Consider the following 22,952-nt stretch of genomic DNA (forward strand, 5'->3'; position numbering starts at 1 on the left):
TCGAACTTTATTGCGATTAATTCGCAATAGCAACTGGTGAAGATTGGCGCACGGAATGGTTCGCACCGCTGTGTGACGGGACGGCAACAATTCCCGGCCCAAACAGAATGACCCCGCCCGGGGGGACAGCCGGGCGGGGTCGGGGGCACGACACGGGGTGGATGAGGCGCCCGTGTCGGACGCAGGATCCACGTAAGATCGGCCTCAGGTACTCAAATCAGTAGCAGCTACGAACGCGGCCAACGTACTGGCCGAAAGCGTTGTACTGGGCGACCCAGCCGCAGCGGTGATAGCCGTAGTAATAGGGGTCGTTGTTGGCGGCGATCGCGGAGCCGACGACGGCGGCGGTGGCGATGCCGGCACCGACACCCCAGACCCAACCGGGCTGCTTGGCTTCGGCCGAAGAGGTGGTGGACACGATGCTGCCGGTGACGGCGAGGGTCGCGAGAGCGAGAGCGGCAATCTTGGTCTTGATCGACATGTGAAACTCCATCCGGGGTTGAGGCGGTCCGTTGTGGCCCGCGTGCCCAGTTTGACGGAGGCTCCCCGCGTCCGGTTCGAATGCGGCAAATCCGCTCCCGGAGTGAGGAGTTTTCGTGAATGATTCCAATAGGATGCTGGTTAGCCGAGAGGCCCCTTGGCGAGCCTGTTCACGTCGAAGTTATCGACCTCGCTCAGCAACTCGCAAAAAGCACGGGCGCCTTGATCGATGAGTTGCTCGCCCTTGGCCGCCACGGCCAATGTCGCATTGCCGACGGCGCCGCTGGCGTTGAGATCCTGCGCCTGCCAGGCGAACGGCGCGGGCCGCTGCGTCGACAGCCAGCGGTACTGCTGCTCCAGCGAGATGCTGCTCGCAGGAAAATCCGCAATGGCATCCTTGCGCACCTGATCGGGATAGCGCGCCAGCATGATCGAGGTCTCGACCGCGCCGCCATGAATGCCGTGGCGCACTTCGTCGGCCGGGAACAATGTGTCGGCGCCTGATAGCCGCGACCACGACGTGGTCACCACGAACAGTTTTTGATGCGCACGCAGATCCTGCGCCACCAGCATCATGGCCGCGCTGTTGCCACCATGGCTGGTGATGATGACGAGCTTCTTCACGCCGCGCCGCGCGACCTCCTCGCCGATCCCGGTCCATCGCTTCAACGCGGTTTCAGTCGGCAGCGTCTGCGTGCCGGGATAGTCGATATGCTCGGTGGAAATCCCGACCGGTTCGACGGGAAGAAAACTGGCCGGAACGTTGTCGGGCAGAAGCTCGCGCACGCGCGCAAGATACGCGTCCGCGATCAGCACGTCGGTGGTGAGCGGCAAATGCGGGCCGTGCTGCTCGGTCGCCGCCAGCGGCAGCACCGCGATCCATCGCGACGTCTCCGCGGGGGGCGCATCGACCCAGCGGATCTCGGTCCAGTCGCGGGATGGCATCATTGAGTTTTCTTTGGAGGTTTCATTGCCCGAATTTGTCACGTAATTTGGGTTATCAGGGGACGCGGGCCCGGCCGGCTCGTGTCCCCTGACGTCATGCGGTTTTATCGCGTTGGCCTGCCACGAGCTAGACGCGATTATGCTGGAAGCGATCGACGGAGTGCCATTATGACCCCCTCTCATCTGCGCAGAGCGCTAACTGCGGGCCTGATGGCCGCTCTGGTCTGGAGCGTCCCGGCGCGGGCCGAAACGCTGGACAAGGTCACCTTCGGCACCAACTGGGTCGCCGAGGCCGAGCACGGCGGCTTCTTCCAGGCGGTCGCCGACGGCACCTACAAGAAATACGGCCTCGACGTCACCATCGTTCCCGGCGGCCCGAACGAGAACAACCGGATGCTGCTGATCGCCGGCAAGATCGATTTCTTCATGGCCGCGAACACGCTGATGTCGTTCGACGCGGTCGCCAACAACGTTCCCGTCGTGACCATCGCCGCGATCTTCCAGAAGGATCCGCAGGTGATGCTGACGCAGCCGGATGCCAAGGTCAGCAAGATCGAGGATCTCAAGCCGCTGACGCTGTTCGTCTCCAAGGAGGGCATGGGCAGCTATTTCCAGTGGCTGAAGTCCGAATACGGCTTCAGCGAGAAGAACGTCCGGCCCTATAATTTCAATCCGCAACCCTTCATCGCCAATCCCAAGAGCGCGATGCAGGGCTACGTCACCTCCGAGCCGTTCGCGGTGGAGAAGGCCGCCGGCTTCAAGCCCAACGTGCTGCTGCTCGCCGATTACGGCTTCAACACCTATTCGACCTTGATCGAGACCCGCCGCGACGTGGTCGAGAAGAAGCCCGACCTGGTGCAGCGTTTCGTCGATGCCTCCATGATCGGCTGGTACAATTACATCTACCGCGACAATTCCGCCGGCAACGCCATGATCAAGAAGCTCAATCCGGAAATGACCGACGACCTGCTCGCCTATTCCGTCGCCAAGATGAAGGAGCATGGCATCGTCGATTCCGGCGACAGCCTGAAGAACGGCATCGGCGCGATGAGCGACGAGCGCTACACCTCCTTCTTCAACAAGATGGTCAAGGCCGGCGTCGTGAAGCCCGAACTCGACTTCCGCAAATCCTACACGCTGCGCTTCGTCAACAAGGGCGTCGGCGTCGAGCTGCGCCCGAGCAAGCCGTAGCGCAAGCTCGATGTCATCAGGCAAAATCTCGTCCGCGGCCGACGCCGGCCTGACGCATCTCGCCGTCAGCCTGCGCGGCGTGACGAAGACCTATGACAATGGCGTCATGGCGCTCGGCCCGTTCGACCTCACTGTCCGCAAGGGCGAGTTCATCTCGCTGCTGGGCCCGTCCGGTTGCGGCAAGTCGACGGTGCTGCGGTTGATCGCGGAGCTCAGCGCGCCGTCATCAGGCATCGTGCGGGTGGCCCATCACGAGGGCGTGGTACAGCCGGGTCACGGTATCGGCTTCGTGTTTCAGGAGCCCACCTTGATGCCCTGGACCAGCGTGCGCGAGAATGTGCGGCTGCCGCTGAAGCTCGCGGGCGTGCCGAAGGCGGAGGCGCGCGGGCGTGCCGACGCGGCGCTGGCCAGCGTCGGGCTCGCCGATTTCGCCGATGCCTTTCCGCGTGAGCTCTCCGGCGGCATGAAGATGCGGGTGTCGCTGGCGCGCGCGCTCGTCACCGATCCGGATATCCTTTTGATGGACGAGCCGTTCGCCGCGCTCGACGAGATCACGCGCTTCCGCCTCAACAATGATCTGCTCGCGCTGTGGCGCAGCCTCGGCAAGACCGTCATCTTCGTCACCCATTCGGTGTTCGAATCCGTCTATCTGTCGCAGCGCGTAGTGGTCATGACGGCGCGGCCCGGCCGCATCCAGGCCGACATCCGCATCGAGACGGTCGAGCCGCGCGGCGAGGCGTTTCGCACCTCCGCCGCCTATTCCGATTATTGCCGGAAGGTGTCGGCTGCGCTGGCTCCGTCTTATTCGGGGCAGTCGACCTTATGAGCGCGCAGGCGGCCGTCACTGCAAAACCGCGAGGCGCACAACGCGCGATGCGTTTCGTGCTTCCCGTCATCGTGTTCGCGGCCGGCATGCTCGCCTGGGAACTCTTGGTTCGCATCAAGGACATCCCGCCTTACGTGCTGCCGGCGCCCTCCGTCATCGTCCTGACGCTGATCAAGGACTGGGCAGTGCTGTCACAATCGCTCGCCACCACGCTTCTGACCACGCTCGAAGGTTTTGCCGCGGCCAGCATCGGCGGCATCGCGCTGGCGCTGTTGTTTAACCAGTCGAAATGGGTGGAATATTCGCTGTTCCCCTATGCCATCGTCCTCCAGGTCACCCCGGTGATCGCGATCGCGCCGCTGCTCCTGATCTACCTGGAGCAGCAGACCGCGGTGGTGGTTTGTGCTTTCATCGTCGCCTTTTTCCCGGTGCTGTCCAACACCACCCTTGGGCTCAATTCGGTCGATCGCAACCTTGCCGGCCTGTTCCAGCTCTATGGCGCCTCAAAGCCGCAGACGCTGCGCTTTCTCAAGCTGCCCGCGGCGTTGCCCTACATTCTCGGCGGCTTGCGCATCGCCGGCGGCCTGTCGCTGATCGGCGCGGTCGTGGCGGAGATCGCGGCGGGAACAGCCGGTGCCGGCTCGGGGCTCGCCTACAGGATCGCCGAGTCCGGCTATCGATTGAACATACCCCGCATGTTCGCAGCGCTGCTTTTGTTATCGCTGGCCGGGATTGTCATCTATGGGGTGCTGGCGGTAGTTTCCCACCTCGTTTTACGGCGCTGGCATGAAAGCGCGCTTGGAAAGGAAAACTGATGGCTGCCGGTTCGATTTCGTCCGAGAAGATCGACCTTCTGATCTATGGGCCGGTGCGGCCGATCCTCGAGAACGGGTTTTCCGACCATTTCGTCGTGCACAAGGCCGAGACGCGCGGCGACCTCGAGCGGCTGACGCCGGCGATCCGCGAAAAAATCCGCGGCGTCGCCGTGACCTATCACACCGTCCGTGCCGACAAGGAGTCGCTGTCGCAACTGCCCAAGATCGAGATGGTGGCGAGCTTCGGCGTCGGCTACGACCATATCGACGCCAAATACGCGGCCGAGCACAACATCATCGTCACCAACACGCCCGACGTGCTGACCGAGGAGGTCGCCGACGTCGCGATGGGTCTGCTGATCTCCACCTTGCGCGAGTTCATCAAGGCCGACCGGTATGTGCGTTCCGGCCTCTGGCAGACGCAGAACTATCCGCTCAGCGTCGGCTCGCTGCGCGACCGCAAGGTCGGCATCGTCGGCATGGGCCGGATCGGCCAGGCCATCGCGCGCCGGCTCGACGCCTCGCTGGTGCCGGTGGTCTACCACTCGCGCAATCCGTCCAAGGACGTCTCCTACAAGCACTATCCCGATCTGATCGAGATGGCGAAGGCGGTGGATACGCTGATGGTGATCGTGCCCGGCGGCGCCTCGACCAACAAGATGATCAATGCCGAGGTGTTCAAGGCGCTCGGCCCGCGCGGCGTGCTGGTCAACGTCGCGCGCGGCTCGGTGGTCGACGAGCCGGCGCTTGTGCAGGCCCTCAAGTCGGGCACCATCCTCGCCGCCGGCCTCGACGTGTTCGCGGCCGAGCCGACCGTGCCGGACGAGCTCAAGGCGATGCAGAACGTCGTGCTGCTGCCGCATATCGGCTCGGCCTCGGTGGTGACGCGCAACGCGATGGACCAGCTCGTGGTCGACAACCTCAAGTCATGGTTCTCGGGCAAGGCGCCGCTGACGCCGGTTGCCGAAACGCCATTCAAGGGGCGCTGATGCGAAGTCTTCGGGGCGTTGCATCCGCCGTCGCGGCCCATTTGGCCGCGATCGGCGCCGTCGCGGCCCATTTGGCCGCGATCGGCGTTGCTCAGACGAGGCCGGCGCATGCGCAGGATACGACGACCCTGAAGAAAGAGATGCTCGGGCAGTGGGAGCTCTCGACCACCGAGCGCAGCAAGACCTGCGTCGTCACGATGAAAGGCGACGTCGCGGGGCAGGGCTTCAAGCTGGAGCTGGAGCCGGCCTGCAAGGCGGCGCTGCCCTTCACCAAGGACATCGTCGCCTGGAGCGTCAGGGGCCTCGACATCGTCCGCCTGCAGGACGCGACCGGTGAAGCCGTGATCGACTTCACCGAGGTCGAGGCCGGCATCTTCGAAGGCCTGCGCCAGGGCGAGGGCGTCTACATCCTGCAGGATCTCGCCGCCGCGCGCTCGATGGCCAAGTCGATGGACCAGATGATCGGCGACTGGGCGATGGTGCGCGGCAACGGCCAGCCGGTCTGCGGGCTGACGCTGACCAATACGGAAGCCGGCTCCGACAATTTCCAGGTCTTCCTCAAGCCGAAATGCGACGCGGCCATCGCGCAGTTCAACCCGACGCAATGGCGGCTCGAGCGCGGCCAGATCATCCTGATGTCGAAGTCGGGCAACGTCTGGCAGTTCGAGGCCGACGACAATGCGCAGTGGCGGCGCGTCCCCGATACCGCCGATCCCCTGATCATGCTGCGTCAGTAGGCGGGCCCACATTCGCTGCCGCCGAATGGCGCCACGCGGAGGCGGAACCTGCAGACCGGGCATCTCGTTGACGGAAGAGGCGATTTCGTTGGGAGATCCGGCATGGCCAAACGCGTCCTCGCGATCGGCATCGAACCCGGCAGTGCCGACTACAGCGCATTCCCGCAGCTCACGCCGGAGCTCGTGCGAACCTACATCGATGCGCAGCTGTTGCGCCTGCGCGATCTCGGCTTCGAGGTCACGAGCTGCCTGATCGATCTCGACGCCACCGCGGAAGCCGGCGTCACGGCGGCGCTGCGCGACGAGCGTTTCGACTGCATCGTGATCGGCGCCGGCCTGCGCGAGCCGAAGGAGCGCCTCGTGCTGTTCGAGAAGGTGCTCAACCTCGTCCATCGCCTCGCGCCGGACGCTGCGATCTGCTTCAACACCACGCCCGCCGATACCGTCGAGGCCGTGCAGCGCTGGGTCGATGCTTGACGTCCAATCGGCCGGCCGGTGCATCGTACGCGGCGCGGTTTGAGCCGTCTTCGCGCTGCGCCTCCGGCCATCGCGGGCCGCCGTGCCGGCAATTTGTCTGGCCCGAATCCTCGCCCGGGGCTATGACTCCCTCCACCACAGGGAGGGCGAGCATGCTTCGAGGTCTTCGCATTGGAAGTTTTGGAATCGCGGCCTGTCTGACGGTTGCGATGGCGGTGCCGGCGCATGAGGCGGCGGCCCAGGATGCCATCGGCGGCGCGATCATCGGCGGCGTCGGCGGGGCGATCCTCGGTGGTGCGCTCGGCGGAGGCAGGGGGGCTGCCATCGGTGCCGTCGTCGGTGCCGGCACGGGCGCCGCGATCGCCTCCGAAGGCGAGCGCCGCCGCTCCGGCTACTACGCCTATCAGCGCGGCTGCTACATGCAGAGGCCGGACGGCTACTACGTCCGGGTCGATCACAGGTATTGCTACTGAGCCGGCCAGCGCGACTTATGTGATCGCTCTGTCGCGCACTTCGCCTGGTGTCGCATCGAAGTGGCGCCGGAAAATGCGATGAAAGTGCGATACTGTCGGGAATCCACACTCGTAGGCGACGTCCATGACCTTCATATGTGCGTAGTGCGGCGACGCCAGCATCTCGTGAGCCCGCATCAGGCGGCGAGTGGTCAGTTCATCGGTGAACGACGTTCCGGCTTCGGAGAAGAGCGCCTGCACATAGCGCGGCGAAACCAGAAGGCGGCGTGCGAGCGCCGTCAAGGAAAAGCCGGGCATCATGAAATTGCGATCAAGCTCGCGCCGGACGGTCTCAAAACGAGCCGCTCGCAAACTCGGCGCCTGTGTCTCCTGATGCAAGGTCTTGAGGGCCACTGCAGCCACGACGAGATCGGCGATGTGGTCGGCGGCAAAACGCGGGATATCGGCTTGCTCCGCGGCGCCGGATAGCTTCAGCAGCGTCTCGACGTAAGCGTATGCCAGCGCCGGCGCCGAAGCCGATGCCGGAATCGGCGTCATGAATCGATCTTCGACGTTGCACGTCTGGCCACGCAGCTGCTGGCGCGGCAATTGAATTGCCATGAAATTGCAGTGATGCTGCGCACTTACATTGATGGTCGACGGCACGCACTGTTCGATAAGCACCGCAGCACCGGCGGTGCAGGCAACGCTCTTGCCGCTTTGCTCAACGAGCATTTCGTCCGTTCCGCTATTGAGCAGAAGCACGGCATTGTCGGTGTTCTCGATGGCGATTTCCGCGGCTCCGCGCGAAATGGTCTGCACGGTCCCGTAAATGCGACCAATCGCGGCTTGGCCGAGCAGCATGATCTTGAGCTGGCCGTCGAAGGGCACGTTGGGCCTGGCGTCGGCGCGCAGACGCACGTAACCGGATGACAGTGAATCGACCCAGCTATCTCTGCGCAGCCGCTCGTCGCCGGGAAGATCGGCGGAGTCAAACGAGATTCTCTGCATTTACATTGGAGTCCGCAGTGAGGGCTGGCGACATCGAGCATATTGGAACTTGGTGCCAAGCGCTATTCGCGAAAAGCAATAATTCCGTTCGTAAAAGAGCACTTCGGTGCGGTGTCGCGCCGTTATGTTGCACGGAAGCCTCAACAGTGCAGCTCATGGATATTGCGGGGCGAGAATACGCAAACCGCTACAGCACCGTTCGTCATAAGCGACGACAGTCTCGCCGCACCTCACCTAGAATCTTGCCGAAATGATGCCTTGGCGTCGAAGGCATGTTCATCTGAGGGGTTTCAGTGCTTTATCGGCATATTCGGCTATCGATCATCGCAACCGGACTGGTGGCGGCAACTTCCGCGCCTGTACTTGCCGCAGATATTCCGATCAAGGCGCCGGGGGTGGCCACCGCGAGCACGGCTGGCGGGGTCTACTTCTGGGCTGACGGCTCAGCGCAGTCGATCCGCCTGCCGACCTATGATATCGGCACTCGTCTGTTGCCGGTCGCCCCGGGATCGGGGATATCCGCGGCAAATACATATGACCCGCGGGCAACCGGATATGGCATCTCCGGCGGATTGGGCTTCGTTTTGCCTCCCGGTGTATCTCTGTCGAATATCGGCACCAATGGGCGGATCGAGTTCAGCGGGTCCTATGTCAACGCGACCGCCTCGCAAGCCGCTACGGCTGTGTCGACACTGGGATCGGGATATTCGCTGCCGCAGGTTGGCGGGATCACAAACTTCGCGGGCTCGGTCGCTTGCGGCGCCGGCACATCATGTGTCGTTTCCAGCACGCTCGGTACCAGCTATTCGAGTTGGCAAGTCAGCGGGCGGTACGCGACAGATTTCAAGGTGAGCGGCGTCACCATTACGCCGTCGCTTGCGGTGTTCGGCGGCAAGTCCCGCAACTCTCAGACGTTGTCCGAAACCAATCTCGTTTTCGGCGGCACTGCGTCCGTCCGCTATGACGCGGACACCAAGCTCGATTGGACGGACTGGGGAGCCCGCGCCGGCCTGTCTGGTTCGGTGCCTGTGACGGATTGGCTGACATTTGTGGCTGGTGGCAACGCCGGGCTCGCCATGCGGCGGGTATCGCTGACGGGCTCGGACTCCGTCAACGTCTTCGTGGGTGGGGTGCCCTTTTTCGCCCCGACCTTCTCTGCCACAACGTCCAGTGCAACGACCACCGCATTCGTTGCCAATGCCGAAGCCAGCGTCAACATCAAGCTGGCGCCGAGCTGGGCGTTGCGGGCCTTTGGCGGCCTCAACTACGATAACAAAGTCCCTGGCGTTTCAGCCCCGGCTGTCGTGCTTCCGTTCGGCTTTGGAGGCGCGAGCACGCCAGCGGGGGTCAAATACCAGGCCGAGACAAGCTATTATGCGGGCGGCGGATTAACGGTCAGGTTTTGAGAGCCGGTGCAAGGCTGGTCCGACACGCGTTGCCCTAGATCAACCGCATCCCGCGCAGGCTGGCATGCCCGCTCTTGCCAACGATGATGTGATCGTGCACGGCAATCCCCAGCGGCTTTGCGATGTCGATGATCGCTTTGGTCATCTGGATGTCGGCCTGCGAGGGCGAGGGATCGCCGGAGGGATGGTTGTGCACGAGGATTAAGGCGGTCGCCGATAATTCCAGCGCGCGCTTGATCACTTCGCGCGGATAGACCGGGGTGTGGTCCACGGTGCCGGTCTGCTGCACCTCGTCGGCGATGAGCTGGTTGCGCTTGTCGAGAAACAGCAGGCGAAACTGCTCCTTGTCGGCAAAAGCCATGCTGGAGCGGCAATAATCGATCACCTCGTTCCAGGACGACAGCGCGTTGCGGCTGTTGACCTCGCCCTTGGTTACGCGGCTCGCGGCGGCCGCGATCAGCTTGAGCTGGTTGATCGCGGCCTCGCCGATGCCGTCAACCTCGCGCAAGCGCGCCACCGGCGCGTGCACGACCTCGGCGAACGAGCCGAAGGACTTGATCAGCGCCTTGGCCAGAGGTTTCGTGTCGCGTCGCGGCAGTGCCGGAAACAGCGCCATCTCCAGGAGTTCGTAGTCGCTCAGCGCATCCGCGCCGGCATTGTAGAAGCGCTCGCGCAGCCGCTCGCGATGGCCGAGATAATGCGGCGCGTCCTCAAGCTTGCTCTTGTCCTGGTCCGGCTTGGCGGGCATCGGCCGCCAGCATCGCCGGGGACCTCCGTTTTTGCAACCGTCAATTGCGCGCCGGCGCGCCGATCGGTAATTGCCCAGCAGGCACGTCCCGAAAGCTCACCCGATCTGCTTCTCGCCGTGCCGCTCCGACAGCGTGAAGATCTCGACGCCATCAGCGGTGACGCCGACCGAATGCTCGAACTGTGCCGACAGCGAGCGGTCGCGGGTGACGGCAGTCCAGCCGTCGGACAGGATCTTCACATGCGGCTTGCCGAGATTGATCATCGGCTCGATGGTGAAGAACATGCCAGGCTTGAGCTGCACGCCTTCGCCGGGCCGGCCGATATGAATGATGTTCGGCTCGTCATGGAACATGCGGCCCAGACCGTGGCCGCAGAAATCGCGCACCACGCTCATGCCCTGCGGCTCGACGAAGCTCTGGATGGCGTAGCCGATGTCGCCGGTGGTGGCGCCGGGCTTCACGGCGGCGATGCCGCGCATCATCGCTTCATAGGTTACCTCGATCAGCCGCTCGGCCTTGCGGGCGATCGGGCCGACCGCATACATCCGGCTGGAATCGCCATACCAGCCGTCGACGATGAAGGTGACGTCGATGTTGACGATGTCGCCTTCCTTCAGCGGACGGTCGCCGGGCATGCCGTGGCAGACCACGTGGTTGAGCGAGGTGCAGGTCGAGTAGCGATAGCCGCGATACATCAGCGTCGCCGGATAGGCATTGTTGCTGAAGGCGAAGTCGCGGACGAATTCGTCGATGCGCTCGGTCGGCACGCCGGGCCCGACGATGTCGGTGAGCTCGTCGAGGCACTTCGCCACCAGCGCGCCCGCTTTGCGCATGCCGGCAAAGGCGCTCGGCCCATGCAGCTTGATCTGTCCGGTCTTGCGCAGCGAGGTATCGGAGGCTTCGACGTAGCTCATGCGTGTCAGGTCTTTTCGGGGCTGATCTCGATATCGGCGGAAAGGCTTGATTTCAGGCCCCAATTTAATGATTGCGGGCCTTCGTGCAAGCCAAGGGAGCGCGTTTTCGAGCGACGTGGCTACCGGTTCGTGTGAAGAAAACGCGTCAAAACAAGGATCTTGCCGCCTCTTGCGCCCGAAAGCGGGCCTAATTCGGGACTTCTACGGTGGTTTCCACCGGCAGCGCGCCGCCGCGGACGCGGATTTCGCGGACGGGGTAGGGAACCCGGATGCCCTCGCGCTTGAAAGCGTCCCACAGTGCCAGCATCACGTCGCTCTTGACGTTGTCCATGCCGTCGGGGTCCGCAATCCAGAAGGTCAGCGAGAATTTCATCCCGGCTTCCGCGAACTCGGTCAGGATGGAGTTCGGCGGCTTGCCCTTGGTCGCGCGCGGATGGGCCGCGGCGGTCTCGGCGGCGAGCTTGGTGACCAGGCGGGGGTCGGCGTCGTAATTGGTCCCGAAGGCGATCTTCACCAGCGTGTTCTTGTCGGTATAGGTCCAGTTGACGACCTTCTGCGTCACCAGATCCTCGTTCGGCACCAGGAACTCGCGGCCGTCGCCGGCGGCGACGGAAATATAACGCGTCTTCATCGCGCTGATGCGGCCGGTATTGTCGCCGATGGTGACGAGATCGCCGGGCTTCACCGACTTGTCGGCGAGCAGGATGATGCCCGAGATGAAGTTGGCCACGATCTTCTGCAGGCCGATACCGATGCCGACGCCGACCGCGCCGGAGAACACCGCGAGCGCCGACAGGTCGATGCCGACCGCGCCGAGCGCAATGACGATTGCGATGGCAAGAAGCCCGATGCGGATGATCTTGACCAGCAGCACCTGCACCGACGGCGTCAGGTCGGTGGTTGCGTTGATCCGGCTCTCGGCAAAATTGCTCGCGATGTTGGTGAGCCACAGCGCGATCAGCAGGAGCGCGCCGGCCTTGAGGACCAGCAGCGGGGTCAGCCTGAGACCACCGAGCACGATCGCGTAGGAATCGAGCAGGTCGACCGTCGTATCGAGCTGGCCGAGGATCGAGAGCGCGGCGAGAAGCCACGCCGTGATCGACACCAGGCGGACGATGAAGGCATTGCGCAGCACAGAGGTCACCAGCCGGATCACGAGCCAGGCGAAGCCCAGCTTGGCGGCGACCATCAGCAGATAGGAGCGGCTCGGCCAGGTCGCGTGGTACATCACCACGCGCGAGACGATCACGAGCAAAGTGAACACTGCCGTCGAGGCGCTGGAGAGCATCACCCGGGCGAAGTGCCGGAGCGGCAGCGGCCAGCGCATCGTCAGCGCGGTCATGTCGACCCGGTTGCGGATCGCGGTCTCCGCGGCATAGGCGATACCGGCTGCGGCCAGGATGAGACCGAATTGCAGGTAGAACCAGGGCGAGGAGATTTCCGCCCCGACGCTGCGCGCGGTGGTCTGCACGAACTCCATGAAGTCCTTGAGGTCCATGTCCATCGGTCTCGTCGGCAAGCGGGGAGGAATTGATTCGAGGGAGCCGCAGAATCCCACAAAGGGCGCGGCCGGGCCATCGATACACCGGCATGTGATGGGCGTTAAGGCCGTAAAATGCGGGCAGATTGCCGCGAGCGGGAGAAATGGGTTGGCGTGCCAGGGCCGCGACGATATGGATGCCCTTCCAGCTGTTTTGAACCGGAAGGTGGATGGCCTCTCTCGACTCCGTCAGCATCGCCATATTGCTCGGCTCCGTCCTCGTGATGGCCGGTATCCTGTCGAGCCTGCTTGCGCTGCGCTTCGGAGCGCCCTTGCTGCTCGTCTTCCTTGTGATCGGCATGCTCGCGGGCGATTCCGGCCCCGGCCGGCTCCAGTTCGACGACGTCCGCACCACCTATCTGGTCGGCTCTGTGGCGCTGGCCCTGATCCTGTTCGACGGTGGCCTGCGGACGCGCTTTGCCAGCATCCGTACCGTGCTCGCGCCGTCCGTGGTACTCGCGACCGTCGGCGTGCTCCTGACCGCGCTGATCACGGCGCCGTTCGCTAAATACGCGCTCGACCTCAACTGGACGGAGTCGCTGCTGGTCGGCGCCGTGGTCGCCTCGACCGACGCCGCCGCCGTCTTCCTGCTGGTGCACACCCAGGGCCTGCGTCTGCGCCCGCGCGTCGGCGCGACGCTGGAGGCCGAATCCGGCACCAACGACCCTTTCGCGATCTTCCTCACTTTGATGCTGGTCGAATACATCTCGCTGGGATCGAGCTCCGCAAGCCATGTGGCGATGGAGTTCATTCAGGAAGCGGTGCTGGGCGCCCTGGTCGGCGTCTTCGGCGGACGGCTCGTCGTCATCGCGCTCAACAAGGTCGCGCTGCCGCAGGGCCTGCACGCGCCGTTCGTGACCACGGCTGCGCTGGTGATCTTCGGCGGCTCGCAGATCATGCACGCCTCCGGCTTCCTCGCGGTCTATCTGGCCGGCATCATCATCGGCAACCGGCCGACCCGCGCGCACAATTCGGTAGTGGCTTTCCTCGATGCGGCGACCTGGCTGGCGCAGATCGTGATGTTCGTGCTGCTCGGCCTCCTGGTCTCGCCGAGCCGGTTAGGGGCCAGCGTGCTGCCGGCGGTCGGGGTCGCCTTCGTGCTGATGCTGGTGGCGCGGCCGATCGCGGTATTCGTGTGCCTGGCGCCGTTCCGCTTCAACTGGCGCGAAAAGATCTTCATCGCCTGGACCGGCCTGCGCGGTGCCGTCGCGATCTTCCTGGCCTCGATCCCGATGCTGGTCGGCCTGTCCAAGGCCTATCTCTATTTCGACGTCGCCTTCGTCGTCGTCATCATCTCGCTGTTGCTGCAAGGCTGGACGTTGGCACCCGCCGCGCGCAAGCTGCATGTCGCTCTGCCGCGCGCCGAGCGCGGTCCGCGCCGTGTCGAGCTGGATCTGCCCGGGCAGCTCGAGCAGCAGCTGGTCGGCTATCCGGTGCGGCCCAAGAGCCTGTATTTCCGCCGCGGCCTGATCCCGTCCTGGTCCAAGCCGACGCTGGTGATCCGCAACGAGAACATTTTGACACCGACGGAAGCCGACCCGATCGCGCCCGGCGACTACATCTATTTGCTGGCGCCGCCGGAAAAGGCCGAGTCGCTCGACCGCTTCTTCGTCGACATGCAGCCGGGCTCGGCGCCCGATCCGCATCTGCTCGGCGACTTCATGGTCTCCGGCGAGCACACATTGGCCGAACTCGCCGAGATCTACGGCGTCAAGGTCGGCGAGGACGAGGGCAAGCTGACGCTGGCCGATTATTTCGACGTCCATCTCGACCGCGCCCCGAAAGAGGGCGCCGAGCTGCCGCTGGACGAGATCGTTCTGGTCGCGCGCAGCATCTCCGGCGGCCGCGTCAATGTCGTCGGCCTGCGCCTGCCGGAAGAAGACGAGACGCCACCGCCGCTGACGCGCGCACAGGCGCTGCGAAAGAAGCTCGCGGAGGTATGGACGTCGGTGGCAGGGGTCTAAGCGAGCTGCCGGCGGATCAACAATCTCCCGTGTCGTCCCGGCGAACGCCGGGACCCATAACCACAGGGAGGAATTTGGCGAAGGCTCGCAGTTACTCTTTCTTCGCCGGTATTTGCACCACAATCCTTCGGCAGATCACGCGGTATGGGTCCCGGCGTTCGCCGGGACGACGGCGGTGGGTGTTGCGCCAGCGTAGCCCAAACAAGCGCTGCATGCCCCTCATGCCAGCACCTTCACCCCGCCAAAACTCGTGACCCGCCCCTGTTTCAGCATCACGATCTGCGTCGCGAGCTGGCGCAGCTCGGCGGCGTCGTGGCTGACATAGACCATCGGCACGTTGGCCTCGTCGCGCAGCCGCACCAGATAGGGCAGGATCTCGAGCTTGCGGCCCTCGTCGAGCGCGCCGAGCGGCTCGTCGAGCAGCAGCAGGCGCGGCCTTGAGAGCAGCGCGCGTCCGAGCGCGACGCGTTGGCGCTCACCGCCGGAGAGCTTTCCAGGGCGGCGGCCGAGCAGGGTGCCGATATCGAGCAGGTCGATGACGCGCTTGTGCTGCGCCGGATCCGGCGCCAAGCGGTTCATCTGCCGTCCATAGTCGAGATTCTGCGCGACGTTGAGATGCGGGAACAGCCGCGCATCCTGGAACACATAGCCGATGCGGCGGCGCCAGGCCGGGACATGGATGCCGGCCGCGGTGTCGTCGACGGTTTCGCCGTCGAGCACGATGGTGCCGCGGTCGGGCCGCAGCAGCCCCGCGATCATGTTGACCAGTGACGTCTTGCCGGCGCCCGAGGCGCCGAACAGGCCGATGACGCGGCCTTCGCCGGTGAAGGATGCGGAGAGCGAGAATTCACCGAGTTGCTTTTCGACATCGACGCGCAGCATGGTCAATTCCCGTGCAGGCGCTGCGTAGCGCGGCGAGCGAACCATTCGGCGGCGATCAGTGCGCCCAGCGCCAGCACGATCGAGACGATCACGAGCCGGCCGGCCGCGGCGTCACCGTCCGACGTCTGGATCAGCGAATAGATCGCCGAGGAAATCGTCTGGGTCTCGCCGGGAATGTTGGAGACGAAGGTGATGGTGGCGCCGAACTCGCCGATCGCCTTGGCAAAGCCGAGCACCATGCCGGCGAGCACGCCCGGCAGGGCCAGCGGCAGCGTCACCGTGAAGAACACTTTCCAGGGCGCGGCGCCGAGCGTCTCGGCGGCCTGCTCGAGCCGGCGGTCGATCGCCTCGATCGACAGCCGCATCGGCCGCACCAGCAGCGGAAACGACATCACGCCGCAGGCCAGCGCCGCGCCGGTCCAGCGGAACGAGAAGACGATGCCGAGATGTTCGGCGAGGAAGCCGCCGACGAGGCCGCGGCGGCCGAACGTCAGCAAGAGCAGATAGCCGGTGACGACAGGCGGCAGCACCAGCGGCAGGTGCACCACCGCGTCGAGCATCGACTTGCCCCAGAAGTCGCGCCGCGCCAGCAGCCACGCCAGCGCGACGCCGAATGGCGTCGCGACCAGCGTTGCGATGATCGCGACCCTGAGCGAGAGCAGGATCGCGGTCCATTCGGCGGGAGAGATGTCGAACATCAAATGGTGAATATCAGATTGTCGGGCTGACGAGGAACTTGAAGCCGTATTTTTCCAGAATGGTCTTGGCGGCCGAGGAGCGCAGGAAGGTGAGATAGCCGCTGGTCCCGTCCTTCGCCGTCATGGTCGCGGCGACCGGATAGACGATCGCGGGATGCGACTCCGCAGGGAAGGTGCCGACGATCTTGACGCCGGGCTCAACCTTGGCGTCGGTGGCATAGACGATGCCGAGGTTGGCCTCGCCGCGCGCCACCAGCGTCAGCGCGGCGCGCACGCTCTCGGCCATCGCGAATTTCGGCTCTGCGGCCTGCCATGCGCCGAGCTTCTCGAGCGCGGCCTTGGCGTATTTGCCTGCCGGCACCGACTTGACGTCGCCGGTCGCGATCCTGCCGTCGCCGGCGAGCTTGGCAAGGTCGAAACCTTGCGTGATGGTGACGTTGTCGATCCTGGAATCCTTCGGTGCGATCAGCACGATGCTGTTGCCGAGCAGATTGACTCTGGAGGACTCGTTGATGGTCTTCCTGGAGATCGCGTAATCCATCCAGTCGGTGTCGGCGGAGACGAACACATCGGCCGGCGCGCCCTGCTCGATCTGCCGCGCCAGCACCGAGCTTGCGGCATAGCTGACCGAGAACTTGACGCCGGTCTTGGCGGTGTAGGCGGCGTCGATCTCGTCGAGCGCGTTCTTCATCGAGGCCGCGGCGAACACGGTGATGGTCTTGTCCTCGGCGGCGGCCGGCGAAAGGCTTGCGCCCACGAAGATCACGAGGGCGGTGAAAAATCCCGAAATACGTAACATGGGGAGCGCTCCGTGCGAGTCCGCGCGCGCAAGATGCACGCACAGGTCTGGCGTTGGTGGGTCAGGTCGCGACGGGTGGAAGCGCTGCTCCACGGGGCCCGGCTGCGGCTTACGGCCGGCAGGGATATCGCAATTGCGAAGATAGCAGGCTGGCGCCGCAGGTCAAAGGGTGGCCGTTTGTCCGGCAAACAGCGCTATTGAACCGGGAGGATCGCGATCGCGACCGCATCCTCCTTGGCGCCGCTGATTTGGAGTACGAAAGGCTGCGCCGACAGCTCATATTTCACGGTCTTGCGAATGCCGCCGCAATCGGTCGCGCCGCTGAAGACCAAGGGCTTCAGGACATGCCCATCCTGGACCACGTCGATCCAGGCACCGGTGGACAGGCTGATCGTGTAGAGCCCGGGCTTGGCGGACTTGATGCTCGTGAAGCCGGCAAAAGTGCCGTCCGTGGGCGCTCGCTCCGGCGGCGTCGGCAGTTTTGCCTCGCTCGAGGCCGCCAGCCCCAGCGTGATGGCCGAGGACGGCAAGCTCGCCTGCTCGCTGCCCGATGCGAGCGTCGCGCGGTCCGGCGCGGTGAGCGCAGCGCGCTCCCGCTCGATCGGCCATTTGAACTTGTCGCAGCCGCTGGGCTCTTCAGCGGCGAGGGCGGAGGTTGCGCTGAACGAGAGCGCAGCGAGGAAGGCGAGGACGCGCATGTGAAATCCCATCATTGGCCACGCGACCAGTGCGAGGCTTGCGGTCAGGTCTTGTTGATAAGGGAGGCGCGTCCCGGGATGCCGCGGCTTACGGCTGAGCGGCGAGGCGACCGTAGCGCATTGTCGCGACACGAACCAACCAACGAGTTCGTCATCCCGGGGCGCGCGTAGCGCGAGCCCGGGATCCATAGCCACAGGATTGCATTTGGCGAAGACTCGGAGTGACAATCTCCCGCTATAACCACGGCCTGTGGTTATGGATCCCGGGCTCGCTTCGCGCCCCGGGACGACAGTGGTGGGTGGGGCGACAGCGTACCTTACGGCTTCGCATCCGCCGCGTGCAGCACCGCTTTGCACGCCGCCGGCATCTGCGCCAGCGTCATCGGCGGTTTCGGCTTTGGCGGCTCCGGCGGCGGCTTGGGGTGCAGCACCGCGTCGGAGAACCAATAAGCGAGATCAGCGGGCTTGCAGCCTTCGTCCTCGGCCTGTGACGGCTGGCCCTCGCATTCGCCGGCGCCTGGCGGGCAGTGCATGCGGATGTGGAAGTGGTAGTCGTGGCCCCACCAGGGCCGGATCTTCGACAGCCAGGCGCGGTCGCCCTTGGCCTCGCGGCACAGCGCCTTCTTGATCGCGGCGTTGACGAAGATGCGCTGCACCGCCGGCTCCCGCGCCGCGTCGCGCAGCACCAGCACATGGCCAGGTGTGAACACTTTTGGATCGACGTCGAGCCGGTCGTGGCGCACCATCATCACAGCCGACATGTCCTCGCGCTCCTCGCGCGAGAGGCGGCGGTCCGGCATCGGCGTCAGCCAGATGTCGGCATCGAGACCGATCTGGTGGCTGGCATGGCCCGACAGTGCCGGGCCGCCGCGCGGCTGGGCGATGTCGCCGACCAGGATGCCCGGCCATCCCGCGTCCTTGCGCGCTTTGGCCGCCAGCCGCTTGATCAGCGCGATCATCTCGGGGTGGCCATAGCTGCGGTTGCGCGACAGCCGCATCACCTGCCAATTGTCGCCGTTGAGCGGCATCTGCTCCGCGCCGCCGATGCAGCCCTTGGTGTAGGAGCCGATGACATGGGCCGCCCCCTTCGCCGGCAGCAGCTTGCGCGCGAACAGCTCCTTGGCGGCGAGATCGGGGTCGTTGGGATTGGCGAGCGGCGGCAGCGGCTTCGGGTTGACGCTGCCCTTGTCCTGGGCCAGCGCGCCGCCGGCGGCCAGGAGCGTCATGACGAGCAGGAGAGGGGCGAAGCGGCGGGGACTCATGCGCAGCCCTTATAACCCAACACGGCGTCGGGGGTAAGAATCGGGCTGTGCTGCGGCGGACGACCTCACGGCGTCTTGACGGCCGCAGCCCCCGCGCGAAGGCGCGTCCGGGCATGACGATGTCATATCCAACAAGGTTGTCCAAAAGTCGTAGTTTTTTCGCGGGGCCAGCCGGATTCTTAATGGTGCAATAACCGTATCCTGCATTGACCAAAATTCGTGCGCGGAACCGGGTTCGTTTCCATCCCGTATGCAATCGGACCCGCGCCCGGAATTGATTCATGGAGAGCGCGCGTTTTTGCACCACCGCTCTCTTCGATTGCGACCAAGACTCAGGTCTGGTGCGCCGCTCGGCCTGCTTGCGCCTCGTAAACAGGCACCAGAGCCGGGCTCTCGGTACTCGCAAGGCGGTGCCGTGGCTGGCGCGGGCACCCAAGATTACTTTTTTTTCAGACACTTGCCCCAAGACTTGTGTCCAAAGACTTGCGGCCACAGGGCGCGACTGGGACGAGTGAAGTTGGGTTTGGGGTCTCGAAAAACAAGGAAACGAAAGCAAAGCGTGCTTGCCCGGGCTGGCCAATCGCCGCGCAAGCGACGCTTCGCGCGCGCGCCGCGAGCTCTTTCGGAACGCGATGAAGTCCTGCGCAGCCGCGCCGAGGCGGAAGCTGCGATCGCGGACGCGCGCAAATCCCATGAGCGTCTGCGCCAGGCCGTCGACATCCTGCCGCAGGGCATCGTGTTTCTCGATGCCGAGGGCCGCTACGTCCTCTGGAACAAGAAATACGCCGAGATCTACAGCAAGACCGCCGATCTGTTCGAAGAGGGCGCGCGTCTCGAAGACACGCTGCGCATCGGCGTTGCCCGCGGCGATTACCCCGAGGCCATCGGCCATGAGGACGAGTGGATCGCCGAGCGGCTGCAAAGGCTCTACCAGCCCGGCGCGCGCCACGAGCAGAAGCTGTCGGACGGCCGCGTCATCCTGATCGACGAGCGCCTGACCGACGATGGCGGCGTCGTCGGCCTGCGCGTCGACATCACCGAGCTGAAGCAGCGCGAGGCCTCGTTCCGCCTGCTGTTCGACGGCAATCCCGTGCCCATGATCGTCTGCGCGCTGGACGACGAGTGCATCCTCGGCGTCAACGACGCCGCGGTCGCGCATTACGGCTACAGCCGCGCCGAGTTCGAGCGACTGAAGATCCGCTCCCTGCAGGCCTTCGACAGCGAGCCGCCCTGGACCGCCGACCCGACCGGCGAGGAGCAGGCCGGCCGCACCTGGAAGCACGTCAAGGCCGACGGTGCGCTGATCGACCTTGCGATCTATTTCCGCGAATTGACCTATGCCGAGCGGCCGGCGGTGCTGCTCGCGCTGATGGACATCACCGAACGCAAGCGCGCCGAGGCGCGGCTCGCCTTCATGGCCCAGCACGACGGGTTGACCGGCCTGCCCAACCGCAGCCTGCTGCGCCAGCAGGTCGACGAGATGCTGCTGCATACGCGGCGCAGCACCGACAAGGTCGCGCTGCTGATGCTGGGGCTCGACAGTTTCAAGTCGGTCAACGACACGCTCGGACATGCGGTCGGCGACAAGCTCCTGCGCGGCGTCGCCAAGCGGCTGCGCTCGACTTTGCGCGAGGAAGACGCGCTGGCGCGGCTCAATTCCGACGAGTTCGCGATCGTGCAGAGCGGCCTGGCGCGTCCCGAGGACGCGGTGATGCTGGCCAAACGTCTGCTTGCGGCGATCGCCGATCCCTATCTGCTGGACGGCCATTCCGTGGTGATCGGCGCCTCGATCGGCATTGCCATGGCGCCGGGCGACGGCGATGATTCCGAAAAGCTGCTCAAGAGCGCCGACATGGCGCTGTCGCGCGCCAAGCTGGACGCGCGCGGCACCTTCGCCTTCTTCGAGGCCGCGCTCGATGCGAAAGCGCAGAGCCGCCGCAAGATCGAGGTCGAGCTGCGCGACGCGATCCAGAACGACGTGCTGCGCCCCTATTACCAGCCGCTAATCGACCTCCAGAGCGGCCGCATCACCGGCTTCGAGGCGCTGGTGCGCTGGCCGCATGCCGAGCGCGGCATGATCTCGCCGGCGGAGTTCATTCCGGTTGCCGAGGACACCGGCCTGATCAATCCGCTCGGCGGGCTGATGCTGCGCCGGGCGTGCCTGGACGCCGCGACCTGGCCGGACGACGTCCGCGTCGCGGTCAATCTGTCGCCGCTGCAGTTCCGCAGCGGCAATCTGCTTTCGATCGTGACGGACGCGCTGAAGCATTCCGGCCTGCCGCCGCGCCGACTCGAGCTCGAGATCACCGAGACGCTGCTGCTGGAGAAGAGCGCGCAGGTGCTGGCGACGCTGCATGCCTTGCGCGCGCTCGGGGTGCGCATCTCGATGGATGATTTCGGTACCGGCTATTCCAGCCTCAGCTATCTGCGCAGCTTTCCCTTCGACAAGATCAAGATCGACCAGTCCTTCGTGCGCGATTTAGGGGCCAACCGCGAGGCCCAGGCGATCATCCGCTCCATCGTCAGCCTCGGCAAGGGCCTCGGGGTCATCATCACCGCCGAGGGCGTCGAGACCGAAGCCGAGCTCAGCTGCCTCCGCACCGAGGGCTGCGACGAAGGCCAGGGCTTCCTGTTCAGCAAGGCCCGGCCCAACGCCGAGATCATCAGCCTGCTGGCCGCGCAGCGCGGCATCGATGGCGCAGACGAGGATGCCGCGCTGGTGGCGTGAACTTAACCTCTCCCCGCGAAGGGCGGGGCGAGGGAGCTCACCGTCGTTGCGATTGGCCTTCAACCTCCCGCCACGATCGCCTTTCCCACATCCTCGTAATGGCTATCGCGCGCCTGGATCTGCTGGGCGATGGCGTGCATGTCGCGAAACCGGCGCTCGAAGGGGTTGCTGCGAAACACCGCGGTCGCGCCGGCCATGTGATAGGCGGTGTCGACCACCTTTGTTGATTGATGAATGGTCCAGGTCGCGGCCAAGCGAACCGCGCTGCGGTGCGCTGCGCCGAATTCGCCGGTCGCACAGAGGTCGCGCCACATCGCAGTCGCGGTCGCATAGAGATAGGCGCGCGCGGCACGCAAATCGCCTTCGGTGCGGCCGATCAGGCCCTGGACCGACCCGTTGTCGCGCATCGCGCCGGCCGTCAGCGAGGGGCGCTTTTCGCGCGCCAGCGCAACCGCCGCATCCAGCGTCGCGCGTGCCACGCCGAGCGACACCGCGGCAAAGCCGAGGCTGAAGGCAGAGCCGGTGCCGATCCTGTAGAGCGGGCCGGTCTCGCGCAAGCCTGACGGCACGTCGCGGAACGCCGTGAAGCGCTCGGGGACGAAGAGGTCGCTCACCTCGTAGGAATCGGTGCCGGTGCCGGCGAGCCCGATCGCCTGCCAGACGTCGTGCAACGTCGCGCTTGCGGCAGGAAACAGAATGGTCCGCACCTCCGGCGAGCCATCGGCATTTTTGCGCGACGCCCCGTCAGCGCTGAGGATGCGCACATGCGCCCCCAGCCAGCTCGCCTGCCGGGAGCCGGAGGCAAAATCCCACCGCGCCGTGACGCGGTAACCGCCCGCGACTGCACGCGCCTCGTGCGCGATCGCGCCCCACGCCAGGATTCCAGGCGCGGTGTTGAAGATCTCCTGCGCGGCATCGCGGTCGAGCGAGGCCGCGATCATCGCGCAGACGCTGCACTGGCCGAGACACCATGCGGTGGAGGCATCGGCCTTGGCGATCTCCTCCAGCATCTGCATGAAGATCTCGATGGGGACTTCCGCTCCGTCCAGGCTCTGTGGCAGCAGGGCGCGATAGAATCCGTTCTCAATCAGCGCCGCGACCACGGAGGGCGTCAGCCGCCGTGTCCGCTCGATCTCGTCCGCTTCGCGCGCCATCAGCGGCGCGATGGCGCGGGCACGTTCGACGAGATCAGGTCCGGGAAGCTCCGACATTCGCGTTTCCTCGCCCCCTCTGTCGTGAGCGGTGAGGACGGGATGGTGGTCTATTTGACGGGGAGGATCAAGCTGCGGCCCTCTTCGCGCGCGCCGCCGCAAGAAGGACCGGCCGTGAACCTCGGCGGCGCGCCTCGCGACCAACAACCGCCATCGCCGCGAACGGCACCGCGTATCT

At 65.1% G+C, this 22,952-nt stretch carries 22 protein-coding genes; 10 read left to right on the top strand and 12 right to left on the bottom strand.

All coding sequences use genetic code 11. The features are described from left to right. Positions 1 to 217 precede the first annotated feature (217 nt). Complete coding sequence (locus tag XI04_RS25160; RefSeq protein ID WP_028143817.1) at positions 218 to 481, bottom strand: hypothetical protein; 264 nt, start codon at positions 479 to 481, stop codon at positions 218 to 220. Between the two features lie 140 nt (positions 482 to 621). Next, the gene (locus XI04_RS25165; protein WP_038973022.1) at positions 622 to 1,428 is read right to left on the bottom strand and encodes a creatininase family protein; all 807 of its coding nucleotides are present in this window, start codon (positions 1,426 to 1,428) and stop codon (positions 622 to 624) included. A gap of 165 nt (positions 1,429 to 1,593) precedes the next feature. On the opposite strand from XI04_RS25165, the gene XI04_RS25170 reads away from it, so the two are divergent. The 7 genes from XI04_RS25170 to XI04_RS25200 all read left to right on the top strand — a co-directional run bounded on the left by XI04_RS25170 (position 1,594) and on the right by XI04_RS25200 (position 6,933). Further along, complete coding sequence (locus XI04_RS25170; RefSeq protein WP_038973021.1) at positions 1,594 to 2,616, top strand: ABC transporter substrate-binding protein; 1,023 nt, start codon at positions 1,594 to 1,596, stop codon at positions 2,614 to 2,616. Between the two features lie 10 nt (positions 2,617 to 2,626). After that, entirely contained in the window at positions 2,627 to 3,442 is an 816-nt protein-coding gene (locus XI04_RS25175) for an ABC transporter ATP-binding protein (RefSeq protein ID WP_028143814.1), read from the top strand. Then, a complete protein-coding gene (locus XI04_RS25180; protein WP_095424464.1) occupies positions 3,439 to 4,257 on the top strand; it encodes an ABC transporter permease in 819 nt (272 codons plus the stop codon). Before XI04_RS25175 ends, XI04_RS25180 begins: the two co-directional genes overlap by 4 nt. After that, positions 4,257 to 5,246 (top strand): 2-hydroxyacid dehydrogenase, encoded by a 990-nt coding sequence (locus XI04_RS25185; RefSeq protein ID WP_028143812.1) that lies wholly within the window; start codon positions 4,257 to 4,259, stop codon positions 5,244 to 5,246. The genes XI04_RS25180 and XI04_RS25185 overlap by 1 nt, the downstream gene beginning before the upstream one ends. Continuing rightward, on the top strand, positions 5,246 to 5,983 hold the full coding sequence (locus XI04_RS25190) for an AprI/Inh family metalloprotease inhibitor (protein ID WP_271609185.1): 738 nt from the start codon (positions 5,246 to 5,248) through the stop codon (positions 5,981 to 5,983). Before XI04_RS25185 ends, XI04_RS25190 begins: the two co-directional genes overlap by 1 nt. A gap of 102 nt (positions 5,984 to 6,085) precedes the next feature. Continuing rightward, positions 6,086 to 6,460 carry a hypothetical protein gene (locus XI04_RS25195; protein WP_038947423.1) on the top strand — a complete coding sequence of 125 codons (375 nt, stop codon included), beginning with the start codon at positions 6,086 to 6,088 and terminating at the stop codon, positions 6,458 to 6,460. Positions 6,461 to 6,612: 152 nt separating this feature from the next. Further along, a complete protein-coding gene (locus tag XI04_RS25200) occupies positions 6,613 to 6,933 on the top strand; it encodes a hypothetical protein (RefSeq protein ID WP_038947424.1) in 321 nt (106 codons plus the stop codon). Between the two features lie 15 nt (positions 6,934 to 6,948). Here the strand turns inward: XI04_RS25200 and XI04_RS25205 are convergent, their stop codons facing one another. Continuing rightward, the gene (locus XI04_RS25205; RefSeq protein WP_271609186.1) at positions 6,949 to 7,923 is read right to left on the bottom strand and encodes an AraC family transcriptional regulator; all 975 of its coding nucleotides are present in this window, start codon (positions 7,921 to 7,923) and stop codon (positions 6,949 to 6,951) included. Between the two features lie 293 nt (positions 7,924 to 8,216). On the opposite strand from XI04_RS25205, the gene XI04_RS25210 reads away from it, so the two are divergent. Beyond that, positions 8,217 to 9,329 (top strand): hypothetical protein, encoded by a 1,113-nt coding sequence (locus XI04_RS25210; RefSeq protein WP_152036322.1) that lies wholly within the window; start codon positions 8,217 to 8,219, stop codon positions 9,327 to 9,329. 34 nt (positions 9,330 to 9,363) lie between these two features. On the opposite strand, the gene radC is transcribed toward XI04_RS25210, so the two are convergent. The 3 genes from radC to XI04_RS25225 form a co-directional block, all read right to left on the bottom strand. Continuing rightward, positions 9,364 to 10,077 carry a RadC family protein gene (radC, locus tag XI04_RS25215; protein ID WP_097668968.1) on the bottom strand — a complete coding sequence of 238 codons (714 nt, stop codon included), beginning with the start codon at positions 10,075 to 10,077 and terminating at the stop codon, positions 9,364 to 9,366. A gap of 96 nt (positions 10,078 to 10,173) precedes the next feature. After that, complete coding sequence (map, locus tag XI04_RS25220) at positions 10,174 to 10,992, bottom strand: type I methionyl aminopeptidase (RefSeq protein ID WP_028144405.1); 819 nt, start codon at positions 10,990 to 10,992, stop codon at positions 10,174 to 10,176. 187 nt (positions 10,993 to 11,179) lie between these two features. Continuing rightward, positions 11,180 to 12,496: a mechanosensitive ion channel family protein gene (locus XI04_RS25225; protein ID WP_038950705.1), complete on the bottom strand. Its 1,317-nt coding sequence runs from the start codon at positions 12,494 to 12,496 to the stop codon at positions 11,180 to 11,182. Positions 12,497 to 12,702: 206 nt separating this feature from the next. On the opposite strand from XI04_RS25225, the gene XI04_RS25230 reads away from it, so the two are divergent. Next, complete coding sequence (locus XI04_RS25230) at positions 12,703 to 14,496, top strand: potassium/proton antiporter (protein WP_028139790.1); 1,794 nt, start codon at positions 12,703 to 12,705, stop codon at positions 14,494 to 14,496. Between the two features lie 219 nt (positions 14,497 to 14,715). Here XI04_RS25230 and modC read toward each other — a convergent pair whose 3' ends face one another. The 5 genes from modC to mepA form a co-directional block, all read right to left on the bottom strand. Further along, the gene (gene modC, locus XI04_RS25235; RefSeq protein ID WP_028139791.1) at positions 14,716 to 15,378 is read right to left on the bottom strand and encodes a molybdenum ABC transporter ATP-binding protein; all 663 of its coding nucleotides are present in this window, start codon (positions 15,376 to 15,378) and stop codon (positions 14,716 to 14,718) included. A gap of 2 nt (positions 15,379 to 15,380) precedes the next feature. Then, positions 15,381 to 16,076 carry a molybdate ABC transporter permease subunit gene (gene modB / locus XI04_RS25240; protein ID WP_271609187.1) on the bottom strand — a complete coding sequence of 232 codons (696 nt, stop codon included), beginning with the start codon at positions 16,074 to 16,076 and terminating at the stop codon, positions 15,381 to 15,383. 13 nt (positions 16,077 to 16,089) lie between these two features. Continuing rightward, positions 16,090 to 16,875 (bottom strand): molybdate ABC transporter substrate-binding protein, encoded by a 786-nt coding sequence (gene modA / locus XI04_RS25245; protein WP_271609188.1) that lies wholly within the window; start codon positions 16,873 to 16,875, stop codon positions 16,090 to 16,092. A gap of 194 nt (positions 16,876 to 17,069) precedes the next feature. Beyond that, positions 17,070 to 17,573 carry a hypothetical protein gene (locus tag XI04_RS25250; RefSeq protein ID WP_271609189.1) on the bottom strand — a complete coding sequence of 168 codons (504 nt, stop codon included), beginning with the start codon at positions 17,571 to 17,573 and terminating at the stop codon, positions 17,070 to 17,072. A 317-nt stretch (positions 17,574 to 17,890) separates the two neighbouring features. Next, complete coding sequence (mepA, locus tag XI04_RS25255; RefSeq protein WP_028139795.1) at positions 17,891 to 18,835, bottom strand: penicillin-insensitive murein endopeptidase; 945 nt, start codon at positions 18,833 to 18,835, stop codon at positions 17,891 to 17,893. A gap of 559 nt (positions 18,836 to 19,394) precedes the next feature. Between mepA and XI04_RS25260 the strand changes: the two genes are divergently transcribed. Further along, positions 19,395 to 21,563, top strand: a complete 2,169-nt coding sequence (locus tag XI04_RS25260; RefSeq protein ID WP_271609190.1) for a putative bifunctional diguanylate cyclase/phosphodiesterase — start codon at positions 19,395 to 19,397, stop codon at positions 21,561 to 21,563. Positions 21,564 to 21,622: 59 nt separating this feature from the next. Here the strand turns inward: XI04_RS25260 and XI04_RS25265 are convergent, their stop codons facing one another. Next, complete coding sequence (locus XI04_RS25265; RefSeq protein WP_271609191.1) at positions 21,623 to 22,774, bottom strand: acyl-CoA dehydrogenase family protein; 1,152 nt, start codon at positions 22,772 to 22,774, stop codon at positions 21,623 to 21,625. Positions 22,775 to 22,952 lie beyond the last annotated feature (178 nt).

This window comes from Bradyrhizobium sp. CCBAU 11430 (assembly GCF_028128855.1).
In the GTDB taxonomy this organism is placed as follows: Bacteria; Pseudomonadota; Alphaproteobacteria; order Rhizobiales; family Xanthobacteraceae; genus Bradyrhizobium; species Bradyrhizobium ottawaense.

Bases quoted from the DNA above. Each gene is read 5' to 3' on its own strand.
- XI04_RS25185 (WP_028143812.1), top strand. From the start codon at position 4,257: ATGGCTGCCGGTTCGATTTCGTCCGAGAAGATCGACCTTCTGATCTAT.
- XI04_RS25230 (WP_028139790.1), top strand. From the start codon at position 12,703: ATGGCCTCTCTCGACTCCGTCAGCATCGCCATATTGCTCGGCTCCGTC.
- modC (WP_028139791.1), bottom strand. From the start codon at position 15,378: ATGCTGCGCGTCGATGTCGAAAAGCAACTCGGTGAATTCTCGCTCTCC.
- XI04_RS25200 (WP_038947424.1), top strand. From the start codon at position 6,613: ATGCTTCGAGGTCTTCGCATTGGAAGTTTTGGAATCGCGGCCTGTCTG.
- XI04_RS25170 (WP_038973021.1), top strand. From the start codon at position 1,594: ATGACCCCCTCTCATCTGCGCAGAGCGCTAACTGCGGGCCTGATGGCC.
- XI04_RS25205 (WP_271609186.1), bottom strand. From the start codon at position 7,923: ATGCAGAGAATCTCGTTTGACTCCGCCGATCTTCCCGGCGACGAGCGG.
- mepA (WP_028139795.1), bottom strand. From the start codon at position 18,835: ATGAGTCCCCGCCGCTTCGCCCCTCTCCTGCTCGTCATGACGCTCCTG.
- map (WP_028144405.1), bottom strand. From the start codon at position 10,992: ATGAGCTACGTCGAAGCCTCCGATACCTCGCTGCGCAAGACCGGACAG.
- XI04_RS25165 (WP_038973022.1), bottom strand. From the start codon at position 1,428: ATGATGCCATCCCGCGACTGGACCGAGATCCGCTGGGTCGATGCGCCC.
- modA (WP_271609188.1), bottom strand. From the start codon at position 16,875: ATGTTACGTATTTCGGGATTTTTCACCGCCCTCGTGATCTTCGTGGGC.
- XI04_RS25225 (WP_038950705.1), bottom strand. From the start codon at position 12,496: ATGGACATGGACCTCAAGGACTTCATGGAGTTCGTGCAGACCACCGCG.
- modB (WP_271609187.1), bottom strand. From the start codon at position 16,076: ATGTTCGACATCTCTCCCGCCGAATGGACCGCGATCCTGCTCTCGCTC.
- XI04_RS25190 (WP_271609185.1), top strand. From the start codon at position 5,246: ATGCGAAGTCTTCGGGGCGTTGCATCCGCCGTCGCGGCCCATTTGGCC.
- XI04_RS25250 (WP_271609189.1), bottom strand. From the start codon at position 17,573: ATGCGCGTCCTCGCCTTCCTCGCTGCGCTCTCGTTCAGCGCAACCTCC.
- XI04_RS25265 (WP_271609191.1), bottom strand. From the start codon at position 22,774: ATGTCGGAGCTTCCCGGACCTGATCTCGTCGAACGTGCCCGCGCCATC.
- XI04_RS25180 (WP_095424464.1), top strand. From the start codon at position 3,439: ATGAGCGCGCAGGCGGCCGTCACTGCAAAACCGCGAGGCGCACAACGC.
- XI04_RS25160 (WP_028143817.1), bottom strand. From the start codon at position 481: ATGTCGATCAAGACCAAGATTGCCGCTCTCGCTCTCGCGACCCTCGCC.
- XI04_RS25195 (WP_038947423.1), top strand. From the start codon at position 6,086: ATGGCCAAACGCGTCCTCGCGATCGGCATCGAACCCGGCAGTGCCGAC.
- radC (WP_097668968.1), bottom strand. From the start codon at position 10,077: ATGCCCGCCAAGCCGGACCAGGACAAGAGCAAGCTTGAGGACGCGCCG.
- XI04_RS25175 (WP_028143814.1), top strand. From the start codon at position 2,627: ATGTCATCAGGCAAAATCTCGTCCGCGGCCGACGCCGGCCTGACGCAT.